We start from the raw sequence: 24,784 nt of genomic DNA on the forward strand, positions 1-24,784 counted from the left end.
AAGCTAGCGGTTTCCCTTTTATCCTTTCTTGAAATGGTATAGCTGCTATTATATACTACTATTAGTACCAGCTCTTAAAAAATGGATAGCCGTGCTGATGCTCAACTGGCATATCTGGATGGTGTGGATACATGAAGAGAACAAAAAAGGAAAGACAGGCATTGCTGAAAAGCACAATTGAGGCTACGCCCTTCATAACTGATGAAGAACTGGCCGAAAAATTCCTGGTCAGTGTGCAGACGATCCGGCTGGACCGGTTGGAACTTTCCATTCCCGAACTCAGGGAACGGATAAAAAATGTAGCGCAGCAGCAGCTTGATACGGTCAAAGCGCTTCCGCTGGAAGAAGTGATTGGGGAAATTATTGATCTTCAGCTGGATGAAGCGGCCATTTCCATATTGGATATTAAAAGTGAACATGTGTTTTCCCGAACAAAAATAGCGAGGGGGCACCATCTTTTTGCGCAGGCGAATTCGCTCGCTGTAGCGATCATCAATGATGAACTGGCGCTCACCTCAAAAGCCAATATCCGTTTTACCCGGCAGGTAAAAGAAGGGGAACGGGTGGTGGCAAAAGCGAAAGTAAACAGAATAGAAGGCTACCGTACTACGGTTGAGGTTACGAGCTACGTAGAAAAGGAAGCGGTCTTCTCCGGTCAATTCATTATGTTCCGTTCGACTGGAGAAGGAAAGGAAGGAAGTGCAACATGAGAATTGCGATCGATGCAATGGGCGGAGACAACGCTCCTGTAGCTCAAGTGAAGGGAGCATTAAAGGCACTCTCTGCATTTGAGGATTTGAACATTGTTTTAATTGGGGATGAAAATAAAATCTCACCCTATCTGACTTCTTCAGATAGGGTGGAGGTCATGCATACCGAGGAGAAAATTGGAAGCGATGAAGAGCCGGTTCGTGCCGTGCGAAAGAAAAAGAATGCTTCCATGGTTCTCGCCGCCAAAGAAGTGAAGGAGGGGCGGGCAGATGCCTGCATTTCAGCGGGAAATACGGGGGCGCTTATGGCATCCGGTCTGTTCAATGTCGGCAGGATCAGTGGAATTGACCGCCCGGCACTGTCTCCGACATTGCCCACCATGGATGGCAAAGGGTTTTTGCTCCTGGATGTTGGCGCCAATATGGACGCTAAGCCGGAGCATCTGCTTCAATATGCCATTATGGGCAGCACCTATGCGGAGCAGGTCCGCGGAATCAAACATCCAAAAGTGGGACTTTTGAACGTAGGCACAGAGGATGAAAAAGGAAATGCCTTAAGTAAGGCTGCTTTTTCCCTCCTGAAGGACGCGCCCGTTCATTTTATCGGAAATGTGGAAGCGCGAGATCTGCTGAACGGAGCAGCGGATGTGGTGGTGTGTGACGGCTTTTCAGGAAATGTCGTCCTCAAAACGATCGAAGGCACGGCATTGATGATGTTTTCCATGCTCAAGCAGGAACTGACGGCCACAACGGTCAGCAAACTGGCAGCGGGTCTCTTGAAGCCAAGGCTGAAAGGTCTGAAAAGCAAACTTGATTATTCGGAGTATGGCGGCGCGGGACTGTTTGGTCTTGCTGCTCCTGTCGTGAAAGCACACGGATCATCCGATGAGAACGCCATTTTTAATGCCGTCAGGCAAACACGAACCATGGTGGAGAAAAAGGTCGTTTCCATCATCGCCGAAAAAATGAAAGAAGTAGAAAACGAGAAAAAGGGGGAAGAATAATGAGTAAAATTGCTTTTTTATTCCCTGGCCAGGGATCCCAAAGTGTGGGAATGGCACAGGAACTGGCACAAAATTTCGAGGAAGCCCGAACTATTTTTGAATCAGCGGACAACAGGCTCGGCTTTTCCCTCTCTTCTGTGATCTTTGAAGGACCTGAAGAGGACTTGAAACGTACGGAAAATACGCAGCCTGCATTGCTTACAGCAAGCACAGCTGTGCTTGCTGTATTAAAAAAGCAAGGCATCCAGGCAGATTACACTGCGGGCCACAGCCTGGGTGAGTATTCGGCATTAGTTGCAGCGGGAAGTCTGTCCTTCGAGGATGCTGTGTATGCAGTAAGACAGCGGGGGCTTTTTATGGAAGAAGCCGTACCCGCCGGTGTTGGCGCCATGTCTGCAGTACTGGGAATGAAACAGGCTGATTTAGAGGATATTACGCAAAAAGTATCTCAAAATGGCCATGCGGTTCAAGTGGCGAATTTAAACTGCCCAGGTCAGATTGTGATTTCTGGAACGGCACAAGGAGTAGCAGATGCCGCCAGTCTTGCCAAGGAAAATGGAGCCAAGGTCATTCCACTGCAAGTAAGCGGTCCGTTCCATTCATCGCTGATGGAACCTGCTGCTCAAAAAATGGAGAAAGTGCTTGATACGATCGAGATTCGCAATGCTGAAGTTCCGGTCATTGCCAACGTTTCTGCCAAGCCTGTAGAAGAAGCATCGGTCATTAAAGAAAACTTGGTAAAACAAATATACTCTCCTGTCCGCTGGGAAGAAACAGTGAATGAATTGATGGCGCTCGGAGTGGATACATTCATTGAAATCGGGCCGGGAAAAGTTCTTTCAGGGCTTGTGAAAAAGGTCAACCGCAGGGCAACAACCATCGCGATCAGTGACGAAGCAAGTATGAATGCCGCAATTGAAAAGCTGAAGGGGGAGTAACTCCATGCTAAACGGAAAAACAGTTCTGGTTACAGGTGCATCAAGAGGAATCGGAAGAGCCATCGCACTTGAATTGGCGAAAAACGGAGCAAAAGTCGCTGTCAATTATGCCGGCAATGAAGCGAAGGCAAAAGAAGTCGTGGAAGAAATTATCGCCATGGGGCAGGAAGCCATTGCTGTTCAGGCGAATGTTGCTGACAGTGAATCCGTAACCGGAATGGTCAAACGGGTTATCGAAGAGTTTGGTTCACTTGATATTCTAGTTAACAATGCAGGGATTACCAAGGATAATCTGCTCATGCGCATGAAGGAGGAAGAATGGGATTCTGTGCTCAATACGAACTTAAAAGGTGTGTTTTTGTGCACAAAAGCGGTCACCCGCCAGATGATGAAGCAGAGAAAAGGAAGAATCATTAACATTTCATCCATTGTTGGTGTTTCAGGAAATCCTGGACAGGCCAACTATGTTGCAGCCAAAGCTGGTGTGATCGGACTGACAAAAACGACGGCAAAGGAACTGGCGAGCCGCAACATTACGGTCAATGCCATTGCACCAGGTTTCATTGATACGGAAATGACTGAAGTGCTTGAGGAAAATGTTAAAGGTGAAATGCTGAAAGCTATTCCGCTAGCGCGTTTTGGCAGCACAGATGATATTGCTTCGCTTGTGACGTTTTTAGCAGGCGACAGCAGTTCTTATATTACCGGACAGACCATCAACGTGGACGGCGGAATGGTAATGTAACTGAACCGCTTATTCTATCTAGTTTTTTTTTCTTAAATGGTATATAGTATTGAAAGGAGGTGAATACACATGGCAGACGTAATTGAAAGAGTTTCGAAGATTATCGTAGATCGTCTTGGTGTAGACGCTGCAGAGGTTAAGCCTGAGGCTTCTTTTAAAGAAGATCTTGGTGCGGATTCCTTGGATGTTGTTGAACTAGTAATGGAACTAGAGGACGAATTTGATTTGGAAATTTCTGACGAAGATGCTGAAAAAATTACAACGGTTGGAGACGTTGTTAATTACATAAACAGCAACAACAACTAATCATGTTTTAAAAAGTCCCGTAACGACTCGTGCGGGACTTTAACCTATTCGCAGACAATGAGCAGGTACCCTCTAAGTGTTATGCAGGAGGCAATGATGAAAGGTTCAAAGAAACAAACGCCAAACAATAAAAAAGGTTCACGACAACGGTTTAAACACCCGTCGAGAAAATTAATGGACGAAAAAGTACGAAAACAAAAGGTAGCTCCTTTGCAGGAACGAATTAATCTTTTTTTTGACAATGAAAAACTGCTGGTACAGGCATTTACACATTCATCATATGTGAATGAGCATCGGGGACGTCCGTATGAAGACAACGAACGGCTTGAGTTTCTAGGGGACGCCGTGCTGGAATTAACCATTTCTCAGTTTCTTTACTCCAAATTTTCCACCATGAGTGAAGGTGAACTGACAAAACTGAGAGCAGCAATCGTATGCGAGCCTTCTCTTGTTATTTTGGCCAATGAGCTTCATTTTGGGGATTATGTGCAGCTCGGCAAGGGTGAGGAAAATACAGGCGGGCGTACAAGGCCTGCACTGCTCGCTGATGTCTTTGAAGCCTTTATTGGTGCACTGTATCTGGATAAAGGACTCGAAGCCGTCAGGGAATTTTTGGAAATTCACGTATTTCCCCGAATCAATGAAGGTGCTTTTTCTCATGTGATGGATTTTAAGAGCCAGCTTCAGGAGTATGTACAGCGGGAAGGCCTTGGTACGATCGATTATAAGATCATTCAGGAAAAAGGGCCGGCGCATAACCGTGAATTTGTTTCAGAGGTCAAGCTGAACGAAGACCCTTTTGGCGTAGGCTATGGCCGCTCAAAAAAGGAAGCGGAGCAGCATGCTGCACAGGAAGCGCTGGAGAAAATAATGAAACATTAAAAAACACCCTGCATGAGGGTGTTTTTTCATTATGTAGTCATTATTTCTTTTTCAGTGAACCAAGCTCGGACACAATGCCTTCCATATCACGAACACTAAAACCGGGCATTTTCATGACCATTTCATAGAGATCTTTAATGTCTTCATATTGGTCAACGGTGTAATCGTCACCCTGAATCAAGCCGGAATTTACGAGCTGCAGCTTTCTTTTTACGGCTTCAATCATGAACTCTATATTTTCCTGGCTGGGAGTGGTTAAATTCATCATAGCACCCTTTCTTTCCTCTTTCTTGTTAATTGTAGCATAAATGAATCTATTTGTATGTTGATCTATGGTAAAATAAATTAGTTAAGAATACATAAGGGGGATTAAGATGTTCCTCAAACGATTAGATGTTGTAGGTTTTAAGTCTTTTGCGGATCGAATCAATATTGAATTTGTGCCGGGAGTGACGGCGGTGGTTGGCCCGAACGGCAGCGGGAAAAGCAATATTTCAGATGCTGTCCGCTGGGTGCTCGGGGAGCAGTCGGCCAAATCACTTCGCGGATCGAAAATGGAAGATATCATCTTTGCGGGAAGCGACAACCGAAAGCCGCTCAATGTGGCTGAGGTGACCCTCACGCTGGACAATGAGGATCAGCACCTTCCGCTTGAATATAATGAAATCAGTGTAACCCGAAGAGTTTACCGTTCAGGTGACAGTGAATACCTGCTGAATAAACAGCAATGCCGGCTGAAGGACATTGTGGATTTGTTTATGGATTCGGGACTCGGCCGTGAAGCATATTCCATTATCGGCCAGGGGAAAATTGAAGAAATTTTAAGCAGCAAGGCAGAGGACCGGCGGAAGATTTTTGAAGAAGCGGCCGGTGTTTTGAAATATAAAACACGAAAACAAAAAGCAGAAGCCAAGCTGTATGAAACACAAGAGAACCTGAATCGCGTTGAAGACATTATTTATGAATTGGAAGGACAGGTTGAGCCGCTCGAGATCCAGGCTTCCATTGCCAAGGATTTTCTGGAGAAGAAAGAGGAACTCGAGCAAATTGAAGTCGCATTAACGGTGTATGAGATTGAAGAACTGCACGGGAAATGGGAAAAACAGTCCCAACTTGTGGATGAGCTGAAAACAAAGGATTCTGCACTTGCGGCCAAGGTGAAAAATGAAGAGGCATCGCTTGAACGCATGCGTTCGGATATCCAGGCGCTTGACGAATCGATCGACGAGCTGCAGCAGTCTTTGCTGGTGGCGAGCGAGGAACTGGAAAAGCTCGAAGGAAAACGTGAGGTTTTAAAGGAAAGAAAGAAAAACTATCATCAGAATAAAGAATCCCTTAAACAGCAGATTCAGAACCTCAAGAAAAAAAAGGAGGAGCTGGAGCATGCTTCAGCGGAAGGGGAACGTTTATTCGGCGAGCAAAAGAAAGAACTCCGAACACTTAGGAATCAGCTTAAAGAAGAAGAAAGCCGGTTGTCTGTTATGGAGCTGGATCTTGAAGCTGAGATCGAACGGCTGAAAAGTGAATACTTTGAGGCTCTGAACAGCTCAGCATCGATCAAAAATGAGATGCGGTATTTAACAGACCAGAAGAGTCAGCAGCAGTTTAAATCCACCCGTCTGGACAAAGAACATGAAGGTTATATTGAACAGCGGGAAAACGTCCACACGGAAAAGCTTGCGCTGCTTGAACAGGTCAAAGCGGCCGAGACAAAAATATCGGGCCACCTCGAGCAGTATGCCAAACTGAAAAAACAACTCGAACAAAAAGAAAATGAAAATGAGGAAAAACAAAATAAACTGTATCAAGCGTATCAGTTTATTCAGCAGTTCAAATCGAAAAAAGAATGGCTTGAATCCATGCAGGACGAATACCAGGGCTTTATGCAGGGCGTAAAAGAGGTGCTAAAGGCCAAAAGCAACCTTACCGGCATTGAAGGAGCGGTTGCTGAATTAATCAGTGTACCGGCCGAAGTGGAAACCGCTATTGAAACGGCGCTCGGCGGGTCCATGCAGCACATCGTGACACAGAGTGAAAAGGATGCCGTCGCCGCCATTTCATTCCTGAAGAAGAAAAGGTATGGGCGGGCAACCTTTTTGCCGATGTCTGTGATCAAAGGACGGTATATTCAGCCTTCTGATCTCAGTCTTGCTGCGTCCCACCCCGCTTTTGTTGGTGTGGCGAGCCAATTGGTGGCTGCCGATTCCAGCTATGAAAAAATTATCGCCAACCTTTTGGGGAACATTGTGATTGCCAAAACAATAGAAGGCGCCAATGAAATCGCGAAAATCTTTAGGTACAAGTATCGTATTGTCACGCTCGAAGGAGATGTCGTAAGTGCCGGCGGCTCGATGACAGGAGGAAGTGTTAAACAAAAGAACTCCTCACTTCTGGGACGGCAGCGTGAACTGGACCAGGTGACCGAAAAGATGGAAAAGATGGAACACCAGACGGCTTTTGCCGAGGCCCAGGTGAAAGATTCCAAAGCGGCGATTCTCCAATTGCGTGAACAGCTGGATGCGTTCAGGCAGGAGGGGGAAAACAGCCGCCTGGAAGAACAATCGCTCAAAAGCAAATTGCGGGAAATTGAGATAGAAGAGAAAAATCTGAATGACAGGCTATCTCTTTATGACCGCGAAAAAAATAGCTATCATACGGAGCAAAATTCCATTGCTGAACGAATTACCGAGCTTGAAGCCTCCCTTGAAGACAACAAGATAGAGGCTGAAATGCTCGAGCAGAAAATCGAGGAGCTTACGATTCGCAAAAAAGATCAGCAAACATCCAAGGAAGAAATTCAGCAGTCTGCCACCGCAATAAAAATCAAAATTGCCGAAAAGGAGCAGCAGACCGCCAATCAGCAGGAAAAGCTGGTCCGACTCCGGTCGGAATTAAAGGATGTAACGGCCCAGCTTGAGGAAACCGATCAGGACTTCTGGATGCTTGAGGAAGAAATGAACAGTAATTCATCCGGTGAAGAAGTACTGGACGGGCATATTGCGTCCAAACGGCAGGATAAAAACGCGGTTCTCCATTTGATCTCACAGCGCAGGCAGGAGAGGCTTGAACTTTACCAGAAGTCGGAGGACCGTGACAGGGAGCTTAAAGAATCGAAACGAATTCTTAAACAGCTCAATGATGCACTCCGCACCGAAGAAGTAAGCATAAACCGGCTGGATGTTGAACTTGATAACCGCCTCACCCATTTGCGCGAAGAATATGAACTGTCATTTGAAGGCGCCAAGGAAAAGTTTGCGCTTTCCATAGAAGCAGACGAAGCAAGGAAAAAAGTAAAATTGATCAAATTGGCCATTGAAGAACTGGGACTGGTCAACCTGGGAGCCATTGAAGAATATGAACGTGTGTCCCAGCGGTTCAATTTCCTTACCGAACAAAAACAGGATTTGGTGGAAGCGAAGGAAACCCTACATGGGGTCATTGATGAAATGGACATCGAAATGAAAAAAAGATTTGAAGAAACGTTTACCGGCATACGCTCTCATTTTGGACAGATTTTCAAGGAGCTGTTCGGGGGAGGCAGAGCCGATCTCTCTCTAACCAATCCGGAAAACCTGCTGACAACAGGAGTGGACATTCTAGCCCAGCCTCCAGGAAAAAAACTGCAGCATCTTGCGTTGTTGTCTGGAGGAGAGCGGGCGCTGACAGCGATCGCCCTGCTGTTTGCCATCCTGAAAGTGCGCCCCGTCCCTTTTTGCATTCTTGACGAGGTAGAGGCTGCACTTGATGATGCCAACGTTGGCCGGTATGCCAGCTATTTAAGAACATTCAGCAAAGGGACGCAATTTATCGTGGTAACCCACAGAAAGGGTACGATGGAAGAAGCAGATGTTCTGTACGGTGTGACCATGCAGGAATCTGGTGTATCCAAGCTGGTTTCTGTGAAACTTGAGGAATCAAAGGAACTTGTCGGTGCAAACTGACAAATAGAGAACATAGGAGGAAAGCATGAGCTTTTTAAAACGATTAAAAGAAAAATTTACGACACAATCCGATTCGGTATCCGAAAAATTCAAAAGCGGTCTGGAAAAAACAAGAACTTCATTTTCAACACGAGTCAATGACCTGGTGAAACGCTACAGAAAAGTAGATGAGGAATTTTTTGAAGAACTGGAGGAAATTTTGATTTCTGCTGATGTTGGTGTTCATACGGTCATGGAACTCATAGATCAGCTCAAAGATGTTTCCAGAACAAGAAACATCCAAAATACGGAGGATTTAAAATCGGCGATTTCCGAGACGCTCGCCGGTATGCTGCACAAAGGTGATCAGGAGGGTAAACTGAATCTGCAAACCGAAGGGATGTCCGTCATCCTGTTTGTCGGTGTTAATGGTGTCGGAAAAACGACCACCATCGGAAAGCTCGCCCACCAGTTGAAGCAGGAGGGGAAATCGGTTCTGCTTGCAGCGGGAGATACGTTTAGGGCAGGAGCGATCGAGCAGCTAGAGGTCTGGGGGCAGCGTGCTGGTGTAGATGTAATCAAGCACCAGGAAGGTTCTGATCCTGCAGCGGTGATCTATGACAGTTTAAAGGCAGCAAAATCGAGAAATGCCGACGTTCTTCTCTGCGATACGGCAGGGAGGCTCCAAAATAAAGTAAACCTGATGAACGAACTTGAAAAAGTAAAACGCGTCATCGAACGTGAAGTGCCGGGAGCACCACATGAAGTCTTGCTTGTTGTGGATGCAACCACCGGACAAAATGCCATGAACCAGGCGAAAACGTTCAGCCAGTCGACTAATGTGACAGGGCTTGTCCTAACCAAGCTGGACGGCACGGCGAAGGGTGGAATTGTTCTGGGCATCCGGAATGAACTGGATATTCCTGTGAAATTTGTCGGCTTGGGAGAAAAAATTGATGATCTGCAGGTGTTTGATCCCGATCAATTTGTTTACGGCTTGTTTTCCGGCCTGGAGGATGAAGAAAAAGCGGAGTAATTCCGCTCTTTTTGTGTGCAAAATGTCCAAAACGAACGAAGTAAACCACTTTGTTATGGGTTAATCACAGCTTTTCGTAGTGATCCAGCTTCGGCGCCCAGGGACTCGATCATTTCGGTCTTTGTCAGAAAACAAAAAGCGTTTTATGTCAAAGCCCTCCAATGCTTTTCGTCCCTGAACAGGGCACCTCAGCTTTTCGTAGTGATCCAGCTTCGGCGCCCAGGGACTCGATCATTTCGGTCTTTGTCAGAAAACAAAAAGCGTTTTATGTCAAAGCCCTCCAATGCTTTTCGTCCCTTAACAGGGCACCTCAGCTTTTCGTAGTGATCCAGCTTCGGCGCCCAGGAACTCGATCATTTCGGTCTTTGTCAGAAAACAAAAAGCGTTTTATGCCAATGCCCTCCAATGCTTTTCGTCCCTGAACGGGCACCTCAGCTTTTCGTAGTGATCCAGCTTCGGGGACCAGAGACTCTGTCGTTTCACCTTACCACCCCAACACAAAGAGCGTGTTGCTGTGTTAAAGTTCCAACGCCTTTCGTCTCTAAACGGTCCCTTCAGCTTTTCTTTGCTATCAAGAAAAAAACTTGACATTGGGCAATGACCAGTGTACTATAATTTAACGTAAAGGCTTTTCACTTAACAAGGGGTGTTGAAATGCTGGATAAGACAACGAGAATTAATTATTTGTTTGATTTTTATCAGTCATTGCTGACCCCGAAGCAAAAGAATTACATGGCTCTTTATTATCTGGATGACTTTTCTCTTGGAGAAATCGCTGAACAATATAATGTAAGCCGCCAGGCCGTTTATGATAATATTAAACGGACAGAGGCGATGCTTGAAGAGTACGAGGAAAAGCTCGGTTTATTTGCGAAATTTCAGGAACGCGATCAGTTACTTTCCAGATTAAAAGAACTGCTCGGAAATTCGTCTGATAAAGTTCTTGAGATCATTGATCGCCTTGAAAACATGGAATAGGAGGCGACAATACTATGGCATTTGAAGGATTGGCCGACCGGCTTCAGAACACCCTGCAGAAAATCAGGGGCAAGGGCAAAGTGACGGAAGCAGATGTAAAAGAAATGATGCGCGAAGTCCGTCTAGCGCTCCTTGAAGCCGATGTTAACTTCCGGGTTGTCAAAGATTTTATTAAACGGGTGACCGAACGCTCTGTGGGGCAGGAAGTGCTGAAGAGCCTGACTCCCGGGCAGCAGGTTGTGAAAGTTGTTCATGATGAGCTTACCACCTTGTTGGGCGGCGAGCAAAGCAAGATTGCAGTGAACAACCGGCCGCCGACCGTCATTATGATGGTGGGTCTGCAAGGAGCGGGTAAAACGACCACAACCGGAAAGCTTGCGAACCATCTTCGCAAGAAGCATAACCGCAACCCGCTTTTGGTCGCTGCCGATATTTATCGTCCAGCTGCGATTAAACAGCTGGAAACCGTGGGCGGGCAGCTGAATCTTCCTGTTTTTTCACTTGGGGATCAGGTAAGCCCTGTGGAGATTGCCAAACAGGCCATCGCCAAGGCGAAGGAAGAGCATCATGATTATGTAATCATAGATACGGCAGGACGCCTGCATATCGATGAAGAACTGATGGATGAGCTTCAAAAGGTCAAAGAAATTTCAAACCCGAATGAAATTTTCCTAGTGGTGGATGCCATGACAGGGCAAGACGCAGTGAACGTAGCCGAGAGCTTTAACGAGCAGCTTGGGCTGACGGGCGTTGTGCTGACCAAACTCGATGGCGATACCCGGGGCGGTGCCGCACTTTCCATTAAAGCGGTTACTGACCTTCCGATTAAATTTGTCGGTATGGGAGAAAAAATGGACGCTCTCGAACCGTTTCATCCAGACAGAATGTCGTCGAGAATCCTCGGCATGGGTGATGTGCTGACGCTGATTGAAAAAGCACAAACGAATGTGGATGAGGAAAAGGCAAAAGAACTGCAGAAAAAAATGCGGGACATGTCCTTTACCTTTGATGATTTTCTTGATCAGATGGGGCAGGTCAAAAGCCTGGGTCCACTTGATGAACTGCTCAGCATGATGCCGGGCGCCAACAAGATGAAGGGCTTAAAGAATGTTTCGATCGATGATAAACAAATCGGCCATGTCGAAGCGATTATCAAATCGATGACCAAGCTTGAAAGAGAGCAGCCAGAAATCATTAACGCTTCAAGAAGAAGAAGGATTGCCAAGGGCAGCGGTCGCACTGTACAGGAGGTCAACCGGCTGATCAAGCAGTTCGATGAAATGAAAAAGATGATGAAGCAGATGTCCGGCATGATGAAAGGCAAGAAGAAAGGCGGAATGAAATTTCCGTTTATGTAAGATTGGATGAATTTTCTGGTTTACAAAGCTGGAAATTTATTATATTATATTGATTTGTGTGAACAATTTTCGGAGGTGTATTTTTACAATGGCAGTAAAAATTCGTTTAAAACGCATGGGGCAAAAGAAAGCTCCATTTTATCGTGTAGTAGTAGCAGATTCCCGCGCACCGCGTGATGGCCGCTTTATTGAAGAGATTGGTACCTACAATCCGGTTGCAAACCCTGCAGAAGTTAAAATCAACGAAGAGCAGGCTCTTAAATGGATGCTTGATGGCGCGAAGCCTTCAGACACTGTACGCAACCTTTTCTCTAACGCTGGACTAATGGAAAAGTATCACAACGCTAAACTACAAAAATAATGGGTGATGATATGATGACAGAGTTGATCGAAACGATTGTTAAGGCTCTTGTTGATCATCCAGAAGAAGTCAGCGTAAAAGAAGTAGAAGACGGGGAAAAGCTCGTTTACCAATTGACCGTCCACAGCTCAGACATGGGCAAGGTCATCGGTAAACAGGGCAGGGTGGCAAAAGCCATCCGAACTGTTGTCAACGCTGCAGGAACGAGTCAGAACAAGCGCATTTCACTTGAAATCGTATAGATTTGGGAATGCAGTATAAACTTCTTAAGCTAAAAAGGGATGGGGGCAGCCTCACCCTTTTTTTCACTTTCAAAAAAAATGATTATAGATTGCGATCATTCAGCCCACACTGTTAAAAAAGAGAAGGGCGGCAAGGGTGGATAGAGATGACGAAATGGTTAAATGTCGGAAAAATCGTCAATACGCATGGAATACGCGGTGAAGTCCGGGTCATTTCCAGGACGGACTTCCCGGAAGAACGGTACAAATTAGGCAACACACTTTATGTGGAACAAGGGGACGGCGACATGGTACCTGTGACCATTGCGGCTCACCGTGTTCACAAGCAGTTTGATCTCCTGCAATTTGAAGGTCACTCGAATATCAATGATGTGGAAAAATATAAAGGACACCTTTTAAAGGCATCTGCGGACGATTCCGTAGAAATGGAAGAAGGCGAGTTTTTCTATCGTGATATCATCGGTTGTACCGTGATTACGGATGATGGAAAAGAACTCGGCAAGGTGAAAGAAATTCTTTCTCCGGGAGCAAATGATGTCTGGGTCATCAAACAGAAGGATTTTGGTCCGGACCTCTTGATTCCGTATATCCCTCCGGTGGTTAAATCGGTGGACGTTGAAAACAAGCAGGTCATCATTCATCTGATGGAAGGCTTGATTTAGATGAGAATTGATGTGTTGTCGCTTTTTCCTGAAATGTTTGCCGGTGTGTTTGGTTCGTCCATTTTAAAAAAGACACAGGAAAAAGGGCTTGTGGAATACCATGTTACCGATTTCAGGGAGTACACGGAAAATAAGCACCGCCGGGTCGATGATTATCCGTATGGCGGCGGAGCAGGCATGGTGCTGACTCCCCAGCCGCTTTTTGACGCGGTGGAAGATCTGACCCACAAAAGCGAGGCCAAGCCAAGGGTTGTCCTTCTCTGTCCTCAGGGAGAACGCTTTACGCAAAAAAAAGCCGAAGAACTTTCCGAAGAACAGCACTTGATTTTCGTTTGCGGCCATTATGAAGGCTATGATGAACGCATTCGGGAGAACCTGGTCACCGACGAGATCTCCATCGGCGATTTTGTACTCACCGGTGGTGAACTGGGGGCGATGGTCATCATTGACAGCGTGACCCGCCTTTTACCCGGCGCGCTCGGAAATGAAGAGTCGTCCGTACGAGACTCGTACAGTTCGGGATTGCTTGAACACCCGCATTATACCCGGCCTGCCGACTTCAGAGGCATGAAGGTTCCGGATGTCCTTCTTTCAGGCAACCATAAGCATATTGAAGAGTGGCGGACAAAGGAATCGCTGCGCCGTACATGGAAACGAAGACCTGATCTCCTGGAGTCTGCAGACCTGACAGAACAGGAAAAAAAGTGGCTGGAAGAGGTTAAAAAAGAGAAGTGAATTTTAGCATAACCACTTGCTTTTCATTTCTTTCATGTGATAAGATATATTTCGTGGCTTAGGCCAGTATTAAGGTGTTCCGCTGCTGATGAAAGCGCGGCAAGAACATCTGTCGGAAGGAGGCAATAACTATGCAACAGATTATTGCAGATCTAGCTAAAGAACAACTAAAATCGGATCTTCCTAAGTTCCGTTCTGGTGATACTGTTCGTGTACACGTAAAAGTTGTCGAGGGAACTCGTGAACGTATCCAGCTTTTTGAAGGTGTTGTAATCAAGAAGCGCGGAACTGGAATCAGCGAAACTTTCACTGTTCGTAAAATTTCTTACGGTGTGGGTGTAGAGCGTGTATTCCCTTTACATTCTCCTAAGATTGCGAACCTTGAAGTCGTTCGACGCGGTAAAGTTCGTCGTGCTAAGCTTTACTACTTGCGTGCACTTCGCGGTAAAGCAGCGCGTATCAAAGAGATTCGCTAATTGCACTAAAAAGGAGCTTGACTCATCTCAAGCTCCTTTTTATATATCTAAATAAAACCTGAATGTGAGGATGAAGTATGGCAAGTAACAAAAAAGAATCTTGGGAATGGGTAAAAGCGCTGGTCGTGGCTTTGCTTCTTGCCGGCGTCGTCCGTTATTTTCTGTTTGCTCCCATTGTTGTCGATGGCGAGTCCATGATGCCTACGCTACATAACCGGGACAGGCTGGTAGTAAACAAGCTTGATAAACCGGAACGCTTTGACATTGTGGTGTTTAAGGCGACAGAAACAAAAGATTACATTAAGCGTGTGATTGGGTTGCCGGGAGATACGATTGAGTATAAGCATGACACGCTGTATGTCAACGGTAAGCCGATGAACGAAAAGTACCTCAAACCGTATAAAGAGCAAACAAAAGACGGAGACTTAACCTATGATTTCACTTTGTTTGAAGTAACAGGCAAGCAAACCGTTCCTAAAGGCCAGGTTTTCGTATTGGGCGACAATCGCCGGCACAGCAGTGACAGCCGGAATATCGGCACTGTAGATATGGATAATATCATCGGAAAAGCCACGGTGCGATTTTGGCCGCTTAACGATATCGGTGTTGTAAAGTAGTAAAGTAGGTGTAGCAATGACCATTCAATGGTTTCCGGGCCATATGGCAAAAGCCAGGCGCGAAATAACAGAAAAACTAAAACTGATTGATGTTGTATTTGAATTGGTGGATGCACGGGTGCCTCTGGCCTCGCGTAATCCAATGATCGATGAAATTACTGCCGGGAAACCACGTCTTTTGCTGCTCAATAAAGCAGACATGGCGGATCCTGAAGTAACCAGGCTTTGGGTTGAATATTTTCAAGGGAAAGGCCTTCCTGTCCTTGTGCTCAACTCCAAAACCGGACAGGGCATTAACAAGATTGAAGCCGCGGCAAAAGAGCTGGTGAAAGAAAAGTTTGATAAAATGAAGGCAAAAGGTATTATTAAGCCGAGAGCTGTGCGGGCATTAATTCTGGGGATTCCGAACGTAGGGAAATCCACCCTGATCAACCGCATGGCAGGAAAGAATATTGCCGTAACAGGGGATAAACCCGGTGTGACAAAAAAACAGCAGTGGATCAAGGTAGGTTCTTCCCTGGAGCTGCTGGATACGCCAGGTATTCTTTGGCCAAAATTTGAAGATCAGTCGATCGGACTTAAATTGGCGGTTACCGGAGCGATAAAAGAAACGCTGCTCGACTTTTCGGAGATTGTCTTATTCGCTTTGAATTATTATAAGGATCACTATCCGGAAAGACTTCAGGAACGATATAACCTCGAGGATATTCCGGACGAAGCTATCCAGCTTTTTGATGCAATCGGCAAGAAGCGTGGTTGTTTGATGAGCGGCGGATTCATTGATTATGAAAAAACGGCGGAAATCGTCCTGCGCGATATCCGGGCCGAGAAATTGGGAAGGCTCTCCTACGAGCGGCCTGATCAAGTTTAATGGTAAAGGTGCGCATCCGCGTGCCTTTTTTTGTAATGAGAACCAGCGCGGCGTTCAACTACATAGAAAGTGAAGGTTGATGATGAAGCTTACAATAAAACAGATCGAAAATAAGCTGCTCGAACTTAAGGACAGCGGGGAACGATTGCAGGAATTTTTGGAGGAACTCGGAAAAGACGGCAGGGCAGGTGTGCAGAGGATCATTAGCAGGCACGAAAAAGAGTTGAAGTCTGCGCGTTTACTTAAAGAGAAATATGAGGAGATGCTCATCTTTGAACGCGAATGGACCAATCAGGGTAAATCCTTAATCGCCGGTATAGATGAAGTCGGCAGGGGGCCGCTTGCCGGCCCTGTCGTTGCCGCTGCCGTTATTCTCGCTCCCGGAACCTACATACCAGGAATCAATGATTCCAAAATGCTTAGTGAACAGCGACGTGAAGAGTTGTACGAAAAGATATTGAATCAGGCGGTTGCAGTTGGATTGGGGCTGGTATCGGCGCCTGAAATCGATCGAATCAACATTTATCAGGCTTCAAAAAAAGCAATGGTGAAAGCAGTAAGGGCATTAAAGAAGGAGCCTGACCACCTGCTCATCGATGCCATGGAGCTTCCCCTTCCTATCACTCAATCGAAAATAATAAAGGGAGATGCCAAAAGTGTATCCATTGCTGCAGCGTCGATTGTGGCTAAAGTAACCAGAGATCGGTACATGAAAGAGTTGCATGGCAAGTATCCGCAGTATCTGTTTCATAAGAATATGGGCTACGGCACGAAGGACCATTTGCAAGCACTTGACGAACATGGCCCGGTGGAAGAACACCGGCGCTCCTTTTCGCCTGTTCAGCAGGGTACGTTGCTGTAGAGGCGCAATTGCCTATTTTTTGAAGGAATGGATATCCTACAAGAAAAGGAGGCGATTGTGATGCCAAGAAGAAAATTGCTTGTTTCCGGGGTAGAATCGATGCTTGATCAATACCGCGAGGAAATCGGAGAAGAATTTGGAATCTACCGTCCCGTTTCTGAGCGTGATGCAATGGTGAAAGAGTCGGGGAAAAAAAGCAAAACGGATGATAATGATACAAAGGAAAAAAGCAGGCGTAAATAGCCTGCTTTTTGCGTGCCGTAAAATTTTCTTAAATGTCGGAAATAGTACATATTGTGTAGGAAATTGTGCGGTTTTCTGTCGGAATTAGGTGAATACGTTTGCATTTCTTTCGAAGAAGAGTGGACAGTTCGGCTTCTATTATATAAAATGGTAAACGGTAGTTTAGTTTTAAAGATGATAGGAGGATGGAGAATGAATATCCACGAGTATCAAGGTAAAGAGGTACTAAGAAAGTACGGTGTGGCTGTTCCAAACGGTAAAGTAGCGTATTCCGTAGAAGAAGCAGTAGAAGCTGCGAAAGAATTAGGAAGCGCTGTAACTGTTGTTAAAGCACAAATCCATGCTGGCGGACGAGGAAAAGCTGGCGGTGTTAAAGTAGCTAAAAACCTTGATGAAGTTCGTACATATGCGGATGAAATTTTGGGGAAAGTGCTTGTTACACACCAAACTGGTCCTGAAGGCAAAGAAGTTAAGCGCTTGCTTATCGAAGAAGGCTGCGATATTAAAAAAGAATATTACATCGGCCTTGTTCTTGACCGCGCAACTTCAAGCGTTGTTATGATGGGTTCTGAAGAGGGCGGTACTGAAATTGAAGAGGTAGCTGAAAAGACACCTGAGAAAATTTTCAAGGAAGTCATTGACCCGGCAATCGGTCTTCAAGCTTTCCAGGCACGCCGCTTGGCATTCAACATCAATATTCCGAAAGAGCTTGTAAACAAGGCTGCAAAGTTCATGCTTGGCCTTTATAAGGCTTTTGTTGAAAAAGACTGCTCTATTGCAGAAATCAACCCGCTTGTCGTAACTGGCGACGGTAATGTAATGGCGCTTGATGCGAAATTAAACTTTGATTCCAATGCGCTTTACCGCCAAAAAGACATTCTGGCATACCGCGACCTGGAAGAAGAAGATCAAAAAGAAATCGAAGCTTCCAAATATGACTTGAGCTACATTTCCCTTGATGGAAATATTGGCTGCATGGTTAACGGTGCAGGACTTGCGATGGCAACCATGGACATCATCAAGCACTACAATGGTGATCCTGCCAACTTCCTTGACGTTGGGGGCGGCGCAACAACTGAAAAAGTAACAGAAGCGTTCAAGATTATCCTTTCCGACAAAAATGTAAAAGGTATTTTCGTTAACATTTTTGGCGGCATCATGAAGTGTGATGTTATTGCCAACGGTGTTGTAGAAGCAACCAAGCAAGTAGGATTGAACCTTCCGCTTGTTGTTCGTCTTGAAGGAACAAACGTAGATCTAGGAAAGAAAATCCTTAACGAATCAGGATTGAATATTACATCTGCAGATTCCATGGCAGACGGTGCAGAAAAAATCGTTTCACTAGTAAAATAATTCCCGGAAATAAAGAAGAAGGGTGGAGAATTAGATGAGTATTTTTATCAATAAAGACACAAAGGTCATCGTGCAGGGGATTACAGGATCTGTAGGCCTATTCCATACCCAGCAAATGCTTGAGTATGGAACCAAAATTGTCGGCGGTGTAACACCAGGAAAAGGCGGTACTGAGGTAGAAGGACTCCCAGTATTCAACACAGTGGCAGAAGCTGTTGAAGCTACTGGAGCAACCGCTTCTGTAATTTACGTTCCACCGGCATTTGCTGCTGATTCTATTATCGAAGCGGTAGATGCAGAACTTGACCTTGCTATCTGTATCACAGAAGGTATTCCTGTTCTTGACATGGTAAATGTAAAGCGCTATATGCAAGGCAAGAAAACACGTCTTGTTGGCCCGAACTGCCCGGGTGTTATTACACCGGAAGAATGCAAAATCGGTATTATGCCAGGATACATTCATAAAAAAGGACATGTTGGTGTAGTATCCCGTTCCGGAACATTGACATACGAAGCTGTGCATCAGTTAACTCAGCGCGGAATCGGCCAGTCAACAGCTGTTGGTATCGGCGGAGACCCGGTTAACGGTACTGATTTCATCGATGTTCTTAAGGCATTTAACGAAGATGAAGATACGTATGCAGTTATCATGATTGGTGAAATTGGCGGAACAGCTGAAGAAGAAGCAGCTGAATGGGTAAAAGCCAACATGACAAAACCAGTTGTCGGATTCATTGGCGGACAAACAGCGCCTCCAGGAAAGCGTATGGGCCATGCTGGAGCAATTATTTCCGGCGGGAAAGGCACAGCTGCCGAAAAGATCAAAACAATGCAGGAGTGCGGTATTAAAGTCGCTGAAACACCATCTGTTATGGGTGAGACACTTGTTTCCGTTCTTGAAGAAAAAGGTCTCCTCGAATCCTGCACAACACACAAAGCGAATGTTTAATCAAAAAAGCTCCCTGATTTCAGGGAGCTTTTTTTAAAAAATACTTTATTAAAAAGGCTCACCGCACGCCCTGCGGAAAGCGAGCACCCTGAAACGGAAATCAACCACTCCCAAGAGCAACGATATAAAAAAACAGTTATTGGAGGAGACGTATGGACAGAGAACGGTTAATTCTTCTTCATCATTGCCGCGGCGCCGGATGGAAGACCATCCAGTCAATTTTAGCAGTCGATCCCGACTTAAAAAGCATTTTTCAGCTGACAAAGGCTGAACTCCGGGAGCAGTTACGGATGAACCAGCGGAACAGCAATGATTTTTGGGAGGATATCCGAAATCTGTCGTATCGTTCAATCAAACAAACATACGAGAAGCATAATATAAAAATACTTACATATTTTGATAGTCATTATCCCGGTGCTCTCCGGTATATTTTTGATCCGCCCTGGGTGTTATACAGCAAAGGGAACATGGAAGCATTATCGATGCCTCTTTCCATAAGTATAGTAGGAACCCGGCACCCCACAGGCGGCGGATTAAAAAGTCTTGAAAAGATCTTGAATCCGCTGCTTCAAAAGGGATGGATGACCGTCAGCGGGCTGGCGGCCGGGATTGACACACATGCCCATGAATTGACATTAACGCACTCAGGAAGTACCATTGCAGTACTTGGCTCAGGAATCGGCCAGGTCTATCCTAAGTCCAATATGGCTCTCGCCCGCCGGATTACCAAAAGCGGACTGCTTTTGTCAGAATATCCATATGAGACTCCACCGAGAAGGTGGCAGTTTCCAGAACGAAACCGGATTATAAGCGGGCTTACAAGGGGAACACTTGTGGTGGAAGCCCGAGAGAGAAGCGGTTCGCTCATTACTGCTGATCAGGCCATGGAACAGGGCAGAGAGGTATTTGCCGTACCCGGGTCCATTCTGGATGAGTGTGCGGCAGGCACAAACCGCCTGATTCAGCAAGGCGCCAAACTTGTGATGGAGGCTGAAGACATCCTTCATGAATTAAGTTTGGTTTATTAGGTCAGAATGAAATATTAATCCCTGTTTATTGAATGAGTTTCAATGGCAATAACTGAAAACCGTTTGACAAATGATGAAAGTCTATTTAATAATAGGGAAGATTTGAATATACCCTTAAAGGGGGATGCACTGTAAATGGAAGAGTATTTAGTAATCGTTGAATCTCCCGCCAAAGCAAAGACGATAAAAAAATATTTGGGAAGCAAATATATCGTAAAGGCTTCGATGGGACATGTGAGGGATTTACCCCGCAGCCAAATGGGAGTAGAGATAAATGATAATTTTAATCCAAAATATATAACCATCCGGGGCAAAGGACCGGTTTTAAAAGAATTGAAGACTGCGGCCAAAAAGGTAAAAAAAATCTTTCTCGCGTCTGACCCCGACAGAGAAGGAGAAGCAATTGCCTGGCATCTGGCCCACAGCCTCGACATTGATCTGAATTCAGAGTGCCGTGTGGTATTTAACGAAATTACGAAGAATGCGATAAAAGACTCTTTTAAACGGCCTAGAAAGATTAATATGGATCTGGTGGATGCTCAGCAGGCCCGCCGCGTTTTGGACCGTCTTGTCGGTTACAAAATCAGCCCTTTATTATGGAAGAAAGTCAAAAAAGGCTTAAGCGCCGGCCGTGTCCAAACGGTAGCACTGCGGCTCATTGTGGAACGCGAAAAAGAAATCAAAGCGTTTGTTCCTGAGGAATACTGGAAAATCAAGGCATCATTTTCTTATGGTAAAGAAGAATTCGAAGCCGGTTTTTATGGAGTTGACGGCAAGAAAAGGGAACTGGCGAATGAAGAGGAAGTAAAGGAAGTTCTCAGCAAGTTGAAAGGAAATACGTTTTCCATTGCTTCTGTTCAAAAGAAGGAACGAAAACGGAACCCTGCTCCTCCTTTCATCACGTCATCCCTGCAGCAGGAAGCTGCCCGAAAACTGAATTTCAGGGCGAAGAAAACGATGATGCTCGCACAGCAGCTCTATGAGGGAATCGACCTTGGCAAGGAAGGCACTGTAGGTTTGATCACTTACATGAGAACGGATTCCACCCGTATTTCCGATCTGGCAAAAGAAGAAGCACAAGCCTTCATTACCGAAGAATATGGCAAGGAATTTGTTAACCAGGTGAACCGCGGGGAAAAGAAGCCGGGGAAAAATACCCAGGATGCCCATGAAGCCATCCGGCCATCTTCTGCCTCGAAACATCCGAAAGAGCTTAAGGAATACTTGAGCCGTGACCAGCTTCGCTTGTACCGTTTAATATGGGAGCGTTTTATCGCAAGTCAAATGTCCTCCGCTGTTCTTGATACGATGACAGTGGACCTTGAAAATGAAGGTGTAATCTTCCGTGCAAACGGATCTAAAGTAAAGTTTCCGGGATTCATGAAAGTGTACATCGAAGGAAACGATGACGGAAAGAAAGATGAAGATCGTCTGCTGCCAGACCTGGAGGAAGGCAAAACCGCTAAAAAGAAAGAAATAGAGCCTACCCAGCATTTTACGCAGCCGCCTCCAAGATACAGTGAGGCGAGGCTTGTCCGGACGATGGAGGAACTCGGAATCGGGCGTCCGTCCACTTATGCACCGACACTCGATACCATTCAAAAACGTGGATATGTCATGCTCGACGACAAGAAGTTCCAGCCGACAGAACTTGGTGAAGTAGTTCTTGAGCTGACGCTTGAGTTCTTTTCGCAAGTCTTTAACGTCGAATTTACTGCGCAAATGGAAAACGATCTGGATGAAATCGAAGACGGGGAAAAGCATTGGAACGAAGTCATCGATGAATTTTATAAAAGCTTTGAAAAACAGCTTGTTGTTGCAGAAGAGGAAATGAAGGAAGTAGAAATAAAAGATGAGCCAGCCGGTGAGGACTGTGAAGTGTGCGGACATGAAATGGTCTATAAAATGGGCCGGTATGGTAAATTTATGGCTTGTTCCAACTTTCCGGAATGCCGAAATACCAAGCCGATTGTAAAAGATACGGGTGTCGAATGCCCGGAATGCCACAAGGGAACAATCGTGGAGAGAAAAAGCAAGAAACGCCGTATTTTTTACGGATGCAGCCGCTATCCGGATTGCGAATTTGTATCATGGGATAAACCGGTGGGAAGAACGTGTCCGAAATGCGGCAAGATGCTTGTGGAAAAGAAAACGAAAAAAGGAAAAGTGGTACAGTGTATTTCTTGTGATTACGCTGAGGAGCAAGGTTAAAGGGGAGTATTAAGCAGTATGAAAGATTATGTGAACGTAATCGGCGCCGGGCTTGCAGGAAGTGAAGCAGCCTGGCAGATCGCCAAGCGGGGAATAAAGGTCCATCTGTATGAGATGAGACCCAAAAAACAAACCCCGGCACATCATACGGATAAATTTGCGGAACTGGTGTGCAGCAATTCACTCCGTTCCAACACATTGACCAATGCGGTAGGTGTGCTGAAGGAAGAGATGAGAAAACTGGACTCGGTCATCATTGCGTCAGCTGATGACTGTTCGGTACCGGCAGGCGGTGCTCTTGCTGTTGACCGCCATGAATTCGCGGCTCTTGTTACAGAACGGGTAAAAAATCATCCGAACGTAACGGTCTTTGAAGAGGAAGTAACAAACATTCCGGATGGTCCGACCATCATTGCCACAGGCCCTCTGACTTCGAAAGGACTTTCGGATTCCCTGAAAGCACTGACCTCGGAAGATTACCTGTATTTTTATGATGCAGCTGCTCCTATCCTTGATGTGGAGAGCATAGACATGGACAAGGTTTATTTAAAGTCCCGCTATGACAAAGGGGAGGCGGCTTACCTGAACTGTCCGATGACAGAAGAAGAGTTTGACCGTTTTTATGAAGCGCTCATTGCTGCTGAAACGGTGCCTCTCAAGGAATTTGAGAAGGAAATTTTCTTTGAGGGCTGCATGCCGATTGAGGTCATGGCATCGAGAGGGAAAAAAACCATGTTGTTTGGCCCGCTCAAACCGGTAGGTCTTGAAGACCCGAAAAACGGGAAACAGCCATATGCAGTTGTCCAGCTGAGACAGGATAACAGTGCGGGTACGTTATATAATATAGTAGGTTTTCAAACGCATTTGAAATGGGGACCGCAAAAAGAAGTGATTCAGCTTATTCCGGGGCTGGAAAAAGCAGAAATCGTCCGGTATGGAGTGATGCACAGAAATACGTTCATCAACTCTCCGAATCTCCTGAAAAAGACGTATCAGTTTAAAGACAGAGAAGACTTGTTCTTTGCCGGTCAAATGACTGGTGTGGAAGGGTATGTGGAAAGTGCGGCCTCCGGTCTGATTGCAGGGATTAATGCTTCCCGGCTGATGGAAGACAAGGAACTGCTGGAGTTTCCTCAGGAAACGGCGATTGGAAGCATGGCACACTACATTACGACCGCCAATTCAAAGAACTTCCAGCCGATGAATGCCAACTTTGGCCTGCTGCCTGCGCTTGAAACGCGAATTAGGAATAAAAAGGAACGTTATGAAGCATTAGCTGGCAGAGCGCTGGAAACAATTCAGAATTTTATAACAAAATTGTGAACTTGCTTGTTATTGCCCCTGATCTGTGATAAGATTTAGGGGCTTTGTGAGGTGTGATAAGTGGATTTAAATGACCGCTATTTGAAGATGTTTATCGAGTATTTGCAAATAGAAAAAAATAGTTCACATCATACAACGGAAAACTACGAAAAAGCTATTTTGCATTTTAAGTCGTTTATGAAACAGCAAGCAATCGAAGGATTCGCTGCTGTTTCTTATCTTTTGGTGAGACATTATTTGACCTGGCTTCATGAACAGTCGTACTCCAGGAGGACTGTTGCCAAGAAAATTTCGTCTCTCCGAAGCTTTTATCGTTTTCTAAACCGGGAAAAGATTGTTGAACATAACCCGTTTGCTTTGGCTTCCCTCCCAAAAAAGGGCCAGAGCATTCCGCATTTTATCTACGAGGAAGAGTTGGCGGAGCTTTTTCATGTGAGCGATCTGTCCACTCCGCTTGGCCAGCGAAACCAGGCGATACTGGAACTCTTGTATGGCACAGGAATCCGGGTCAGCGAATGCTGCCAGATCCAGCTTGAGGACATTGATTTTTATATTGAAACGGTTCTTATTAAAGGAAAAGGCAGAAAAGAACGGTATGTACCGCTGGGCAGTTATGCGATTGAAGCACTCAGCCGATATATAGAAGAAGGCAGAAAGGAATTGTCAGAGAAAGCGGGCCATCCCGAAAAAACGCTTTTTCTTAACTATAAAGGCGGCCCCTTAACCCCCCGTGGTGTAAGAACGATTTTAAACCGCCTGATTGAGCAGACCACACTGACCGTACATATCAGCCCCCATGTACTCCGCCATACGTTTGCCACCCACCTGCTGAACGAAGGCGCCGATATGAGGGCCGTCCAGGAGCTGCTTGGGCATTCGCATCTGTCATCCACACAGATTTATACTCATGTCACAAAAGATCATTTAAAAAAAATTTATAATAACACGCATCCTCGTGCATAAATGAGAATAAG

General features: G+C 45.7%; 26 protein-coding genes. 25 read left to right on the top strand and 1 reads right to left on the bottom strand.

Going from position 1 to position 24,784, the window contains the following annotated elements; genetic code table 11:
- Positions 1–131 precede the first annotated feature (131 nt).
- From fapR to rnc, 6 genes are all read left to right on the top strand, one after another.
- Complete coding sequence (gene fapR / locus AS030_RS05800) at positions 132–710, top strand: transcription factor FapR (protein ID WP_061969367.1); 579 nt, start codon at positions 132–134, stop codon at positions 708–710.
- Positions 707–1,714, top strand: a complete 1,008-nt coding sequence (gene plsX, locus AS030_RS05805) for a phosphate acyltransferase PlsX (protein WP_061969369.1) — start codon at positions 707–709, stop codon at positions 1,712–1,714. The genes fapR and plsX overlap by 4 nt, the downstream gene beginning before the upstream one ends.
- Positions 1,714–2,652, top strand: coding sequence for an ACP S-malonyltransferase (gene fabD, locus AS030_RS05810; RefSeq protein ID WP_061969371.1), 939 nt, complete (start codon positions 1,714–1,716; stop codon positions 2,650–2,652). The genes plsX and fabD overlap by 1 nt, the downstream gene beginning before the upstream one ends.
- Before the next feature lie 4 nt (positions 2,653–2,656).
- Positions 2,657–3,397, top strand: coding sequence for a 3-oxoacyl-[acyl-carrier-protein] reductase (gene fabG / locus AS030_RS05815; protein ID WP_061969373.1), 741 nt, complete (start codon positions 2,657–2,659; stop codon positions 3,395–3,397).
- Positions 3,398–3,466: 69 nt separating this feature from the next.
- Positions 3,467–3,703 (top strand): acyl carrier protein, encoded by a 237-nt coding sequence (gene acpP / locus AS030_RS05820; RefSeq protein WP_061969375.1) that lies wholly within the window; start codon positions 3,467–3,469, stop codon positions 3,701–3,703.
- Positions 3,704–3,877: 174 nt separating this feature from the next.
- On the top strand, positions 3,878–4,585 hold the full coding sequence (gene rnc / locus AS030_RS05825) for a ribonuclease III (protein ID WP_061971572.1): 708 nt from the start codon (positions 3,878–3,880) through the stop codon (positions 4,583–4,585).
- A 40-nt stretch (positions 4,586–4,625) separates the two neighbouring features.
- Here rnc and AS030_RS05830 read toward each other — a convergent pair whose 3' ends face one another.
- Entirely contained in the window at positions 4,626–4,853 is a 228-nt protein-coding gene (locus AS030_RS05830) for a DUF1128 domain-containing protein (protein WP_240482212.1), read from the bottom strand.
- A 106-nt stretch (positions 4,854–4,959) separates the two neighbouring features.
- On the opposite strand from AS030_RS05830, the gene smc reads away from it, so the two are divergent.
- The 19 genes from smc (at position 4,960) to xerC (ending at position 24,773) form a co-directional block, all read left to right on the top strand.
- Positions 4,960–8,526, top strand: a complete 3,567-nt coding sequence (smc, locus tag AS030_RS05835) for a chromosome segregation protein SMC (protein WP_061969377.1) — start codon at positions 4,960–4,962, stop codon at positions 8,524–8,526.
- A 25-nt stretch (positions 8,527–8,551) separates the two neighbouring features.
- Entirely contained in the window at positions 8,552–9,541 is a 990-nt protein-coding gene (ftsY, locus tag AS030_RS05840; protein ID WP_061969379.1) for a signal recognition particle-docking protein FtsY, read from the top strand.
- 654 nt (positions 9,542–10,195) lie between these two features.
- Positions 10,196–10,519, top strand: coding sequence for a putative DNA-binding protein (locus AS030_RS05845; protein ID WP_061969381.1), 324 nt, complete (start codon positions 10,196–10,198; stop codon positions 10,517–10,519).
- A gap of 14 nt (positions 10,520–10,533) precedes the next feature.
- A complete protein-coding gene (ffh, locus tag AS030_RS05850) occupies positions 10,534–11,877 on the top strand; it encodes a signal recognition particle protein (RefSeq protein ID WP_061969383.1) in 1,344 nt (447 codons plus the stop codon).
- Between the two features lie 88 nt (positions 11,878–11,965).
- Complete coding sequence (rpsP, locus tag AS030_RS05855) at positions 11,966–12,238, top strand: 30S ribosomal protein S16 (protein WP_061969385.1); 273 nt, start codon at positions 11,966–11,968, stop codon at positions 12,236–12,238.
- A gap of 14 nt (positions 12,239–12,252) precedes the next feature.
- On the top strand, positions 12,253–12,480 hold the full coding sequence (locus tag AS030_RS05860; RefSeq protein WP_061969387.1) for a KH domain-containing protein: 228 nt from the start codon (positions 12,253–12,255) through the stop codon (positions 12,478–12,480).
- 146 nt (positions 12,481–12,626) lie between these two features.
- Positions 12,627–13,142 (top strand): ribosome maturation factor RimM, encoded by a 516-nt coding sequence (gene rimM, locus AS030_RS05865; protein ID WP_129476018.1) that lies wholly within the window; start codon positions 12,627–12,629, stop codon positions 13,140–13,142.
- Positions 13,143–13,877, top strand: a complete 735-nt coding sequence (gene trmD, locus AS030_RS05870) for a tRNA (guanosine(37)-N1)-methyltransferase TrmD (protein WP_061969391.1) — start codon at positions 13,143–13,145, stop codon at positions 13,875–13,877. It abuts the gene before it with no gap.
- A 131-nt stretch (positions 13,878–14,008) separates the two neighbouring features.
- Positions 14,009–14,353 carry a 50S ribosomal protein L19 gene (gene rplS / locus AS030_RS05875; protein ID WP_061969393.1) on the top strand — a complete coding sequence of 115 codons (345 nt, stop codon included), beginning with the start codon at positions 14,009–14,011 and terminating at the stop codon, positions 14,351–14,353.
- 77 nt (positions 14,354–14,430) lie between these two features.
- Complete coding sequence (lepB, locus tag AS030_RS05880) at positions 14,431–14,970, top strand: signal peptidase I (RefSeq protein WP_061969396.1); 540 nt, start codon at positions 14,431–14,433, stop codon at positions 14,968–14,970.
- A 16-nt stretch (positions 14,971–14,986) separates the two neighbouring features.
- Positions 14,987–15,841, top strand: coding sequence for a ribosome biogenesis GTPase YlqF (gene ylqF, locus AS030_RS05885; RefSeq protein WP_061969398.1), 855 nt, complete (start codon positions 14,987–14,989; stop codon positions 15,839–15,841).
- A gap of 79 nt (positions 15,842–15,920) precedes the next feature.
- Positions 15,921–16,703 (top strand): ribonuclease HII, encoded by a 783-nt coding sequence (locus AS030_RS05890; RefSeq protein ID WP_061969400.1) that lies wholly within the window; start codon positions 15,921–15,923, stop codon positions 16,701–16,703.
- A gap of 60 nt (positions 16,704–16,763) precedes the next feature.
- Positions 16,764–16,946, top strand: coding sequence for an alpha/beta-type small acid-soluble spore protein (locus tag AS030_RS05895; RefSeq protein ID WP_061969402.1), 183 nt, complete (start codon positions 16,764–16,766; stop codon positions 16,944–16,946).
- A 192-nt stretch (positions 16,947–17,138) separates the two neighbouring features.
- Positions 17,139–18,299 carry an ADP-forming succinate--CoA ligase subunit beta gene (gene sucC / locus AS030_RS05900; RefSeq protein ID WP_061969404.1) on the top strand — a complete coding sequence of 387 codons (1,161 nt, stop codon included), beginning with the start codon at positions 17,139–17,141 and terminating at the stop codon, positions 18,297–18,299.
- A gap of 34 nt (positions 18,300–18,333) precedes the next feature.
- The gene (gene sucD, locus AS030_RS05905; RefSeq protein ID WP_061969406.1) at positions 18,334–19,248 is read left to right on the top strand and encodes a succinate--CoA ligase subunit alpha; all 915 of its coding nucleotides are present in this window, start codon (positions 18,334–18,336) and stop codon (positions 19,246–19,248) included.
- A gap of 152 nt (positions 19,249–19,400) precedes the next feature.
- A complete protein-coding gene (dprA, locus tag AS030_RS05910) occupies positions 19,401–20,276 on the top strand; it encodes a DNA-processing protein DprA (protein WP_061969408.1) in 876 nt (291 codons plus the stop codon).
- A 135-nt stretch (positions 20,277–20,411) separates the two neighbouring features.
- Positions 20,412–22,487, top strand: a complete 2,076-nt coding sequence (topA, locus tag AS030_RS05915; protein ID WP_061969410.1) for a type I DNA topoisomerase — start codon at positions 20,412–20,414, stop codon at positions 22,485–22,487.
- A gap of 18 nt (positions 22,488–22,505) precedes the next feature.
- Positions 22,506–23,810 (top strand): FADH(2)-oxidizing methylenetetrahydrofolate--tRNA-(uracil(54)-C(5))-methyltransferase TrmFO, encoded by a 1,305-nt coding sequence (gene trmFO / locus AS030_RS05920; protein WP_061969412.1) that lies wholly within the window; start codon positions 22,506–22,508, stop codon positions 23,808–23,810.
- A gap of 60 nt (positions 23,811–23,870) precedes the next feature.
- Positions 23,871–24,773 carry a tyrosine recombinase XerC gene (gene xerC / locus AS030_RS05925; protein ID WP_082635707.1) on the top strand — a complete coding sequence of 301 codons (903 nt, stop codon included), beginning with the start codon at positions 23,871–23,873 and terminating at the stop codon, positions 24,771–24,773.
- Positions 24,774–24,784 lie beyond the last annotated feature (11 nt).

This window comes from Fictibacillus enclensis, assembly GCF_001457035.1.
In the GTDB taxonomy this organism is placed as follows: Bacteria; Bacillota; Bacilli; order Bacillales; family Fictibacillaceae; genus Fictibacillus_C; species Fictibacillus_C enclensis.

Excerpts from the sequence above, each read along its gene's own strand:
- fabG (WP_061969373.1), top strand. The coding sequence starts at position 2,657 with ATGCTAAACGGAAAAACAGTTCTGGTTACAGGTGCATCAAGAGGAATC.
- topA (WP_061969410.1), top strand. The coding sequence starts at position 20,412 with ATGGAAGAGTATTTAGTAATCGTTGAATCTCCCGCCAAAGCAAAGACG.
- lepB (WP_061969396.1), top strand. The coding sequence starts at position 14,431 with ATGGCAAGTAACAAAAAAGAATCTTGGGAATGGGTAAAAGCGCTGGTC.
- dprA (WP_061969408.1), top strand. The coding sequence starts at position 19,401 with ATGGACAGAGAACGGTTAATTCTTCTTCATCATTGCCGCGGCGCCGGA.
- trmD (WP_061969391.1), top strand. The coding sequence starts at position 13,143 with ATGAGAATTGATGTGTTGTCGCTTTTTCCTGAAATGTTTGCCGGTGTG.
- rpsP (WP_061969385.1), top strand. The coding sequence starts at position 11,966 with ATGGCAGTAAAAATTCGTTTAAAACGCATGGGGCAAAAGAAAGCTCCA.
- rnc (WP_061971572.1), top strand. The coding sequence starts at position 3,878 with ATGGACGAAAAAGTACGAAAACAAAAGGTAGCTCCTTTGCAGGAACGA.
- sucC (WP_061969404.1), top strand. The coding sequence starts at position 17,139 with ATGAATATCCACGAGTATCAAGGTAAAGAGGTACTAAGAAAGTACGGT.
- AS030_RS05830 (WP_240482212.1), bottom strand. The coding sequence starts at position 4,853 with ATGATGAATTTAACCACTCCCAGCCAGGAAAATATAGAGTTCATGATT.
- rplS (WP_061969393.1), top strand. The coding sequence starts at position 14,009 with ATGCAACAGATTATTGCAGATCTAGCTAAAGAACAACTAAAATCGGAT.
- rimM (WP_129476018.1), top strand. The coding sequence starts at position 12,627 with ATGACGAAATGGTTAAATGTCGGAAAAATCGTCAATACGCATGGAATA.
- AS030_RS05845 (WP_061969381.1), top strand. The coding sequence starts at position 10,196 with ATGCTGGATAAGACAACGAGAATTAATTATTTGTTTGATTTTTATCAG.
- ylqF (WP_061969398.1), top strand. The coding sequence starts at position 14,987 with ATGACCATTCAATGGTTTCCGGGCCATATGGCAAAAGCCAGGCGCGAA.
- plsX (WP_061969369.1), top strand. The coding sequence starts at position 707 with ATGAGAATTGCGATCGATGCAATGGGCGGAGACAACGCTCCTGTAGCT.
- trmFO (WP_061969412.1), top strand. The coding sequence starts at position 22,506 with ATGAAAGATTATGTGAACGTAATCGGCGCCGGGCTTGCAGGAAGTGAA.
- ffh (WP_061969383.1), top strand. The coding sequence starts at position 10,534 with ATGGCATTTGAAGGATTGGCCGACCGGCTTCAGAACACCCTGCAGAAA.
- AS030_RS05890 (WP_061969400.1), top strand. The coding sequence starts at position 15,921 with ATGATGAAGCTTACAATAAAACAGATCGAAAATAAGCTGCTCGAACTT.
- acpP (WP_061969375.1), top strand. The coding sequence starts at position 3,467 with ATGGCAGACGTAATTGAAAGAGTTTCGAAGATTATCGTAGATCGTCTT.
- ftsY (WP_061969379.1), top strand. The coding sequence starts at position 8,552 with ATGAGCTTTTTAAAACGATTAAAAGAAAAATTTACGACACAATCCGAT.
- sucD (WP_061969406.1), top strand. The coding sequence starts at position 18,334 with ATGAGTATTTTTATCAATAAAGACACAAAGGTCATCGTGCAGGGGATT.
- fabD (WP_061969371.1), top strand. The coding sequence starts at position 1,714 with ATGAGTAAAATTGCTTTTTTATTCCCTGGCCAGGGATCCCAAAGTGTG.
- smc (WP_061969377.1), top strand. The coding sequence starts at position 4,960 with ATGTTCCTCAAACGATTAGATGTTGTAGGTTTTAAGTCTTTTGCGGAT.
- fapR (WP_061969367.1), top strand. The coding sequence starts at position 132 with ATGAAGAGAACAAAAAAGGAAAGACAGGCATTGCTGAAAAGCACAATT.
- AS030_RS05860 (WP_061969387.1), top strand. The coding sequence starts at position 12,253 with ATGACAGAGTTGATCGAAACGATTGTTAAGGCTCTTGTTGATCATCCA.
- AS030_RS05895 (WP_061969402.1), top strand. The coding sequence starts at position 16,764 with ATGCCAAGAAGAAAATTGCTTGTTTCCGGGGTAGAATCGATGCTTGAT.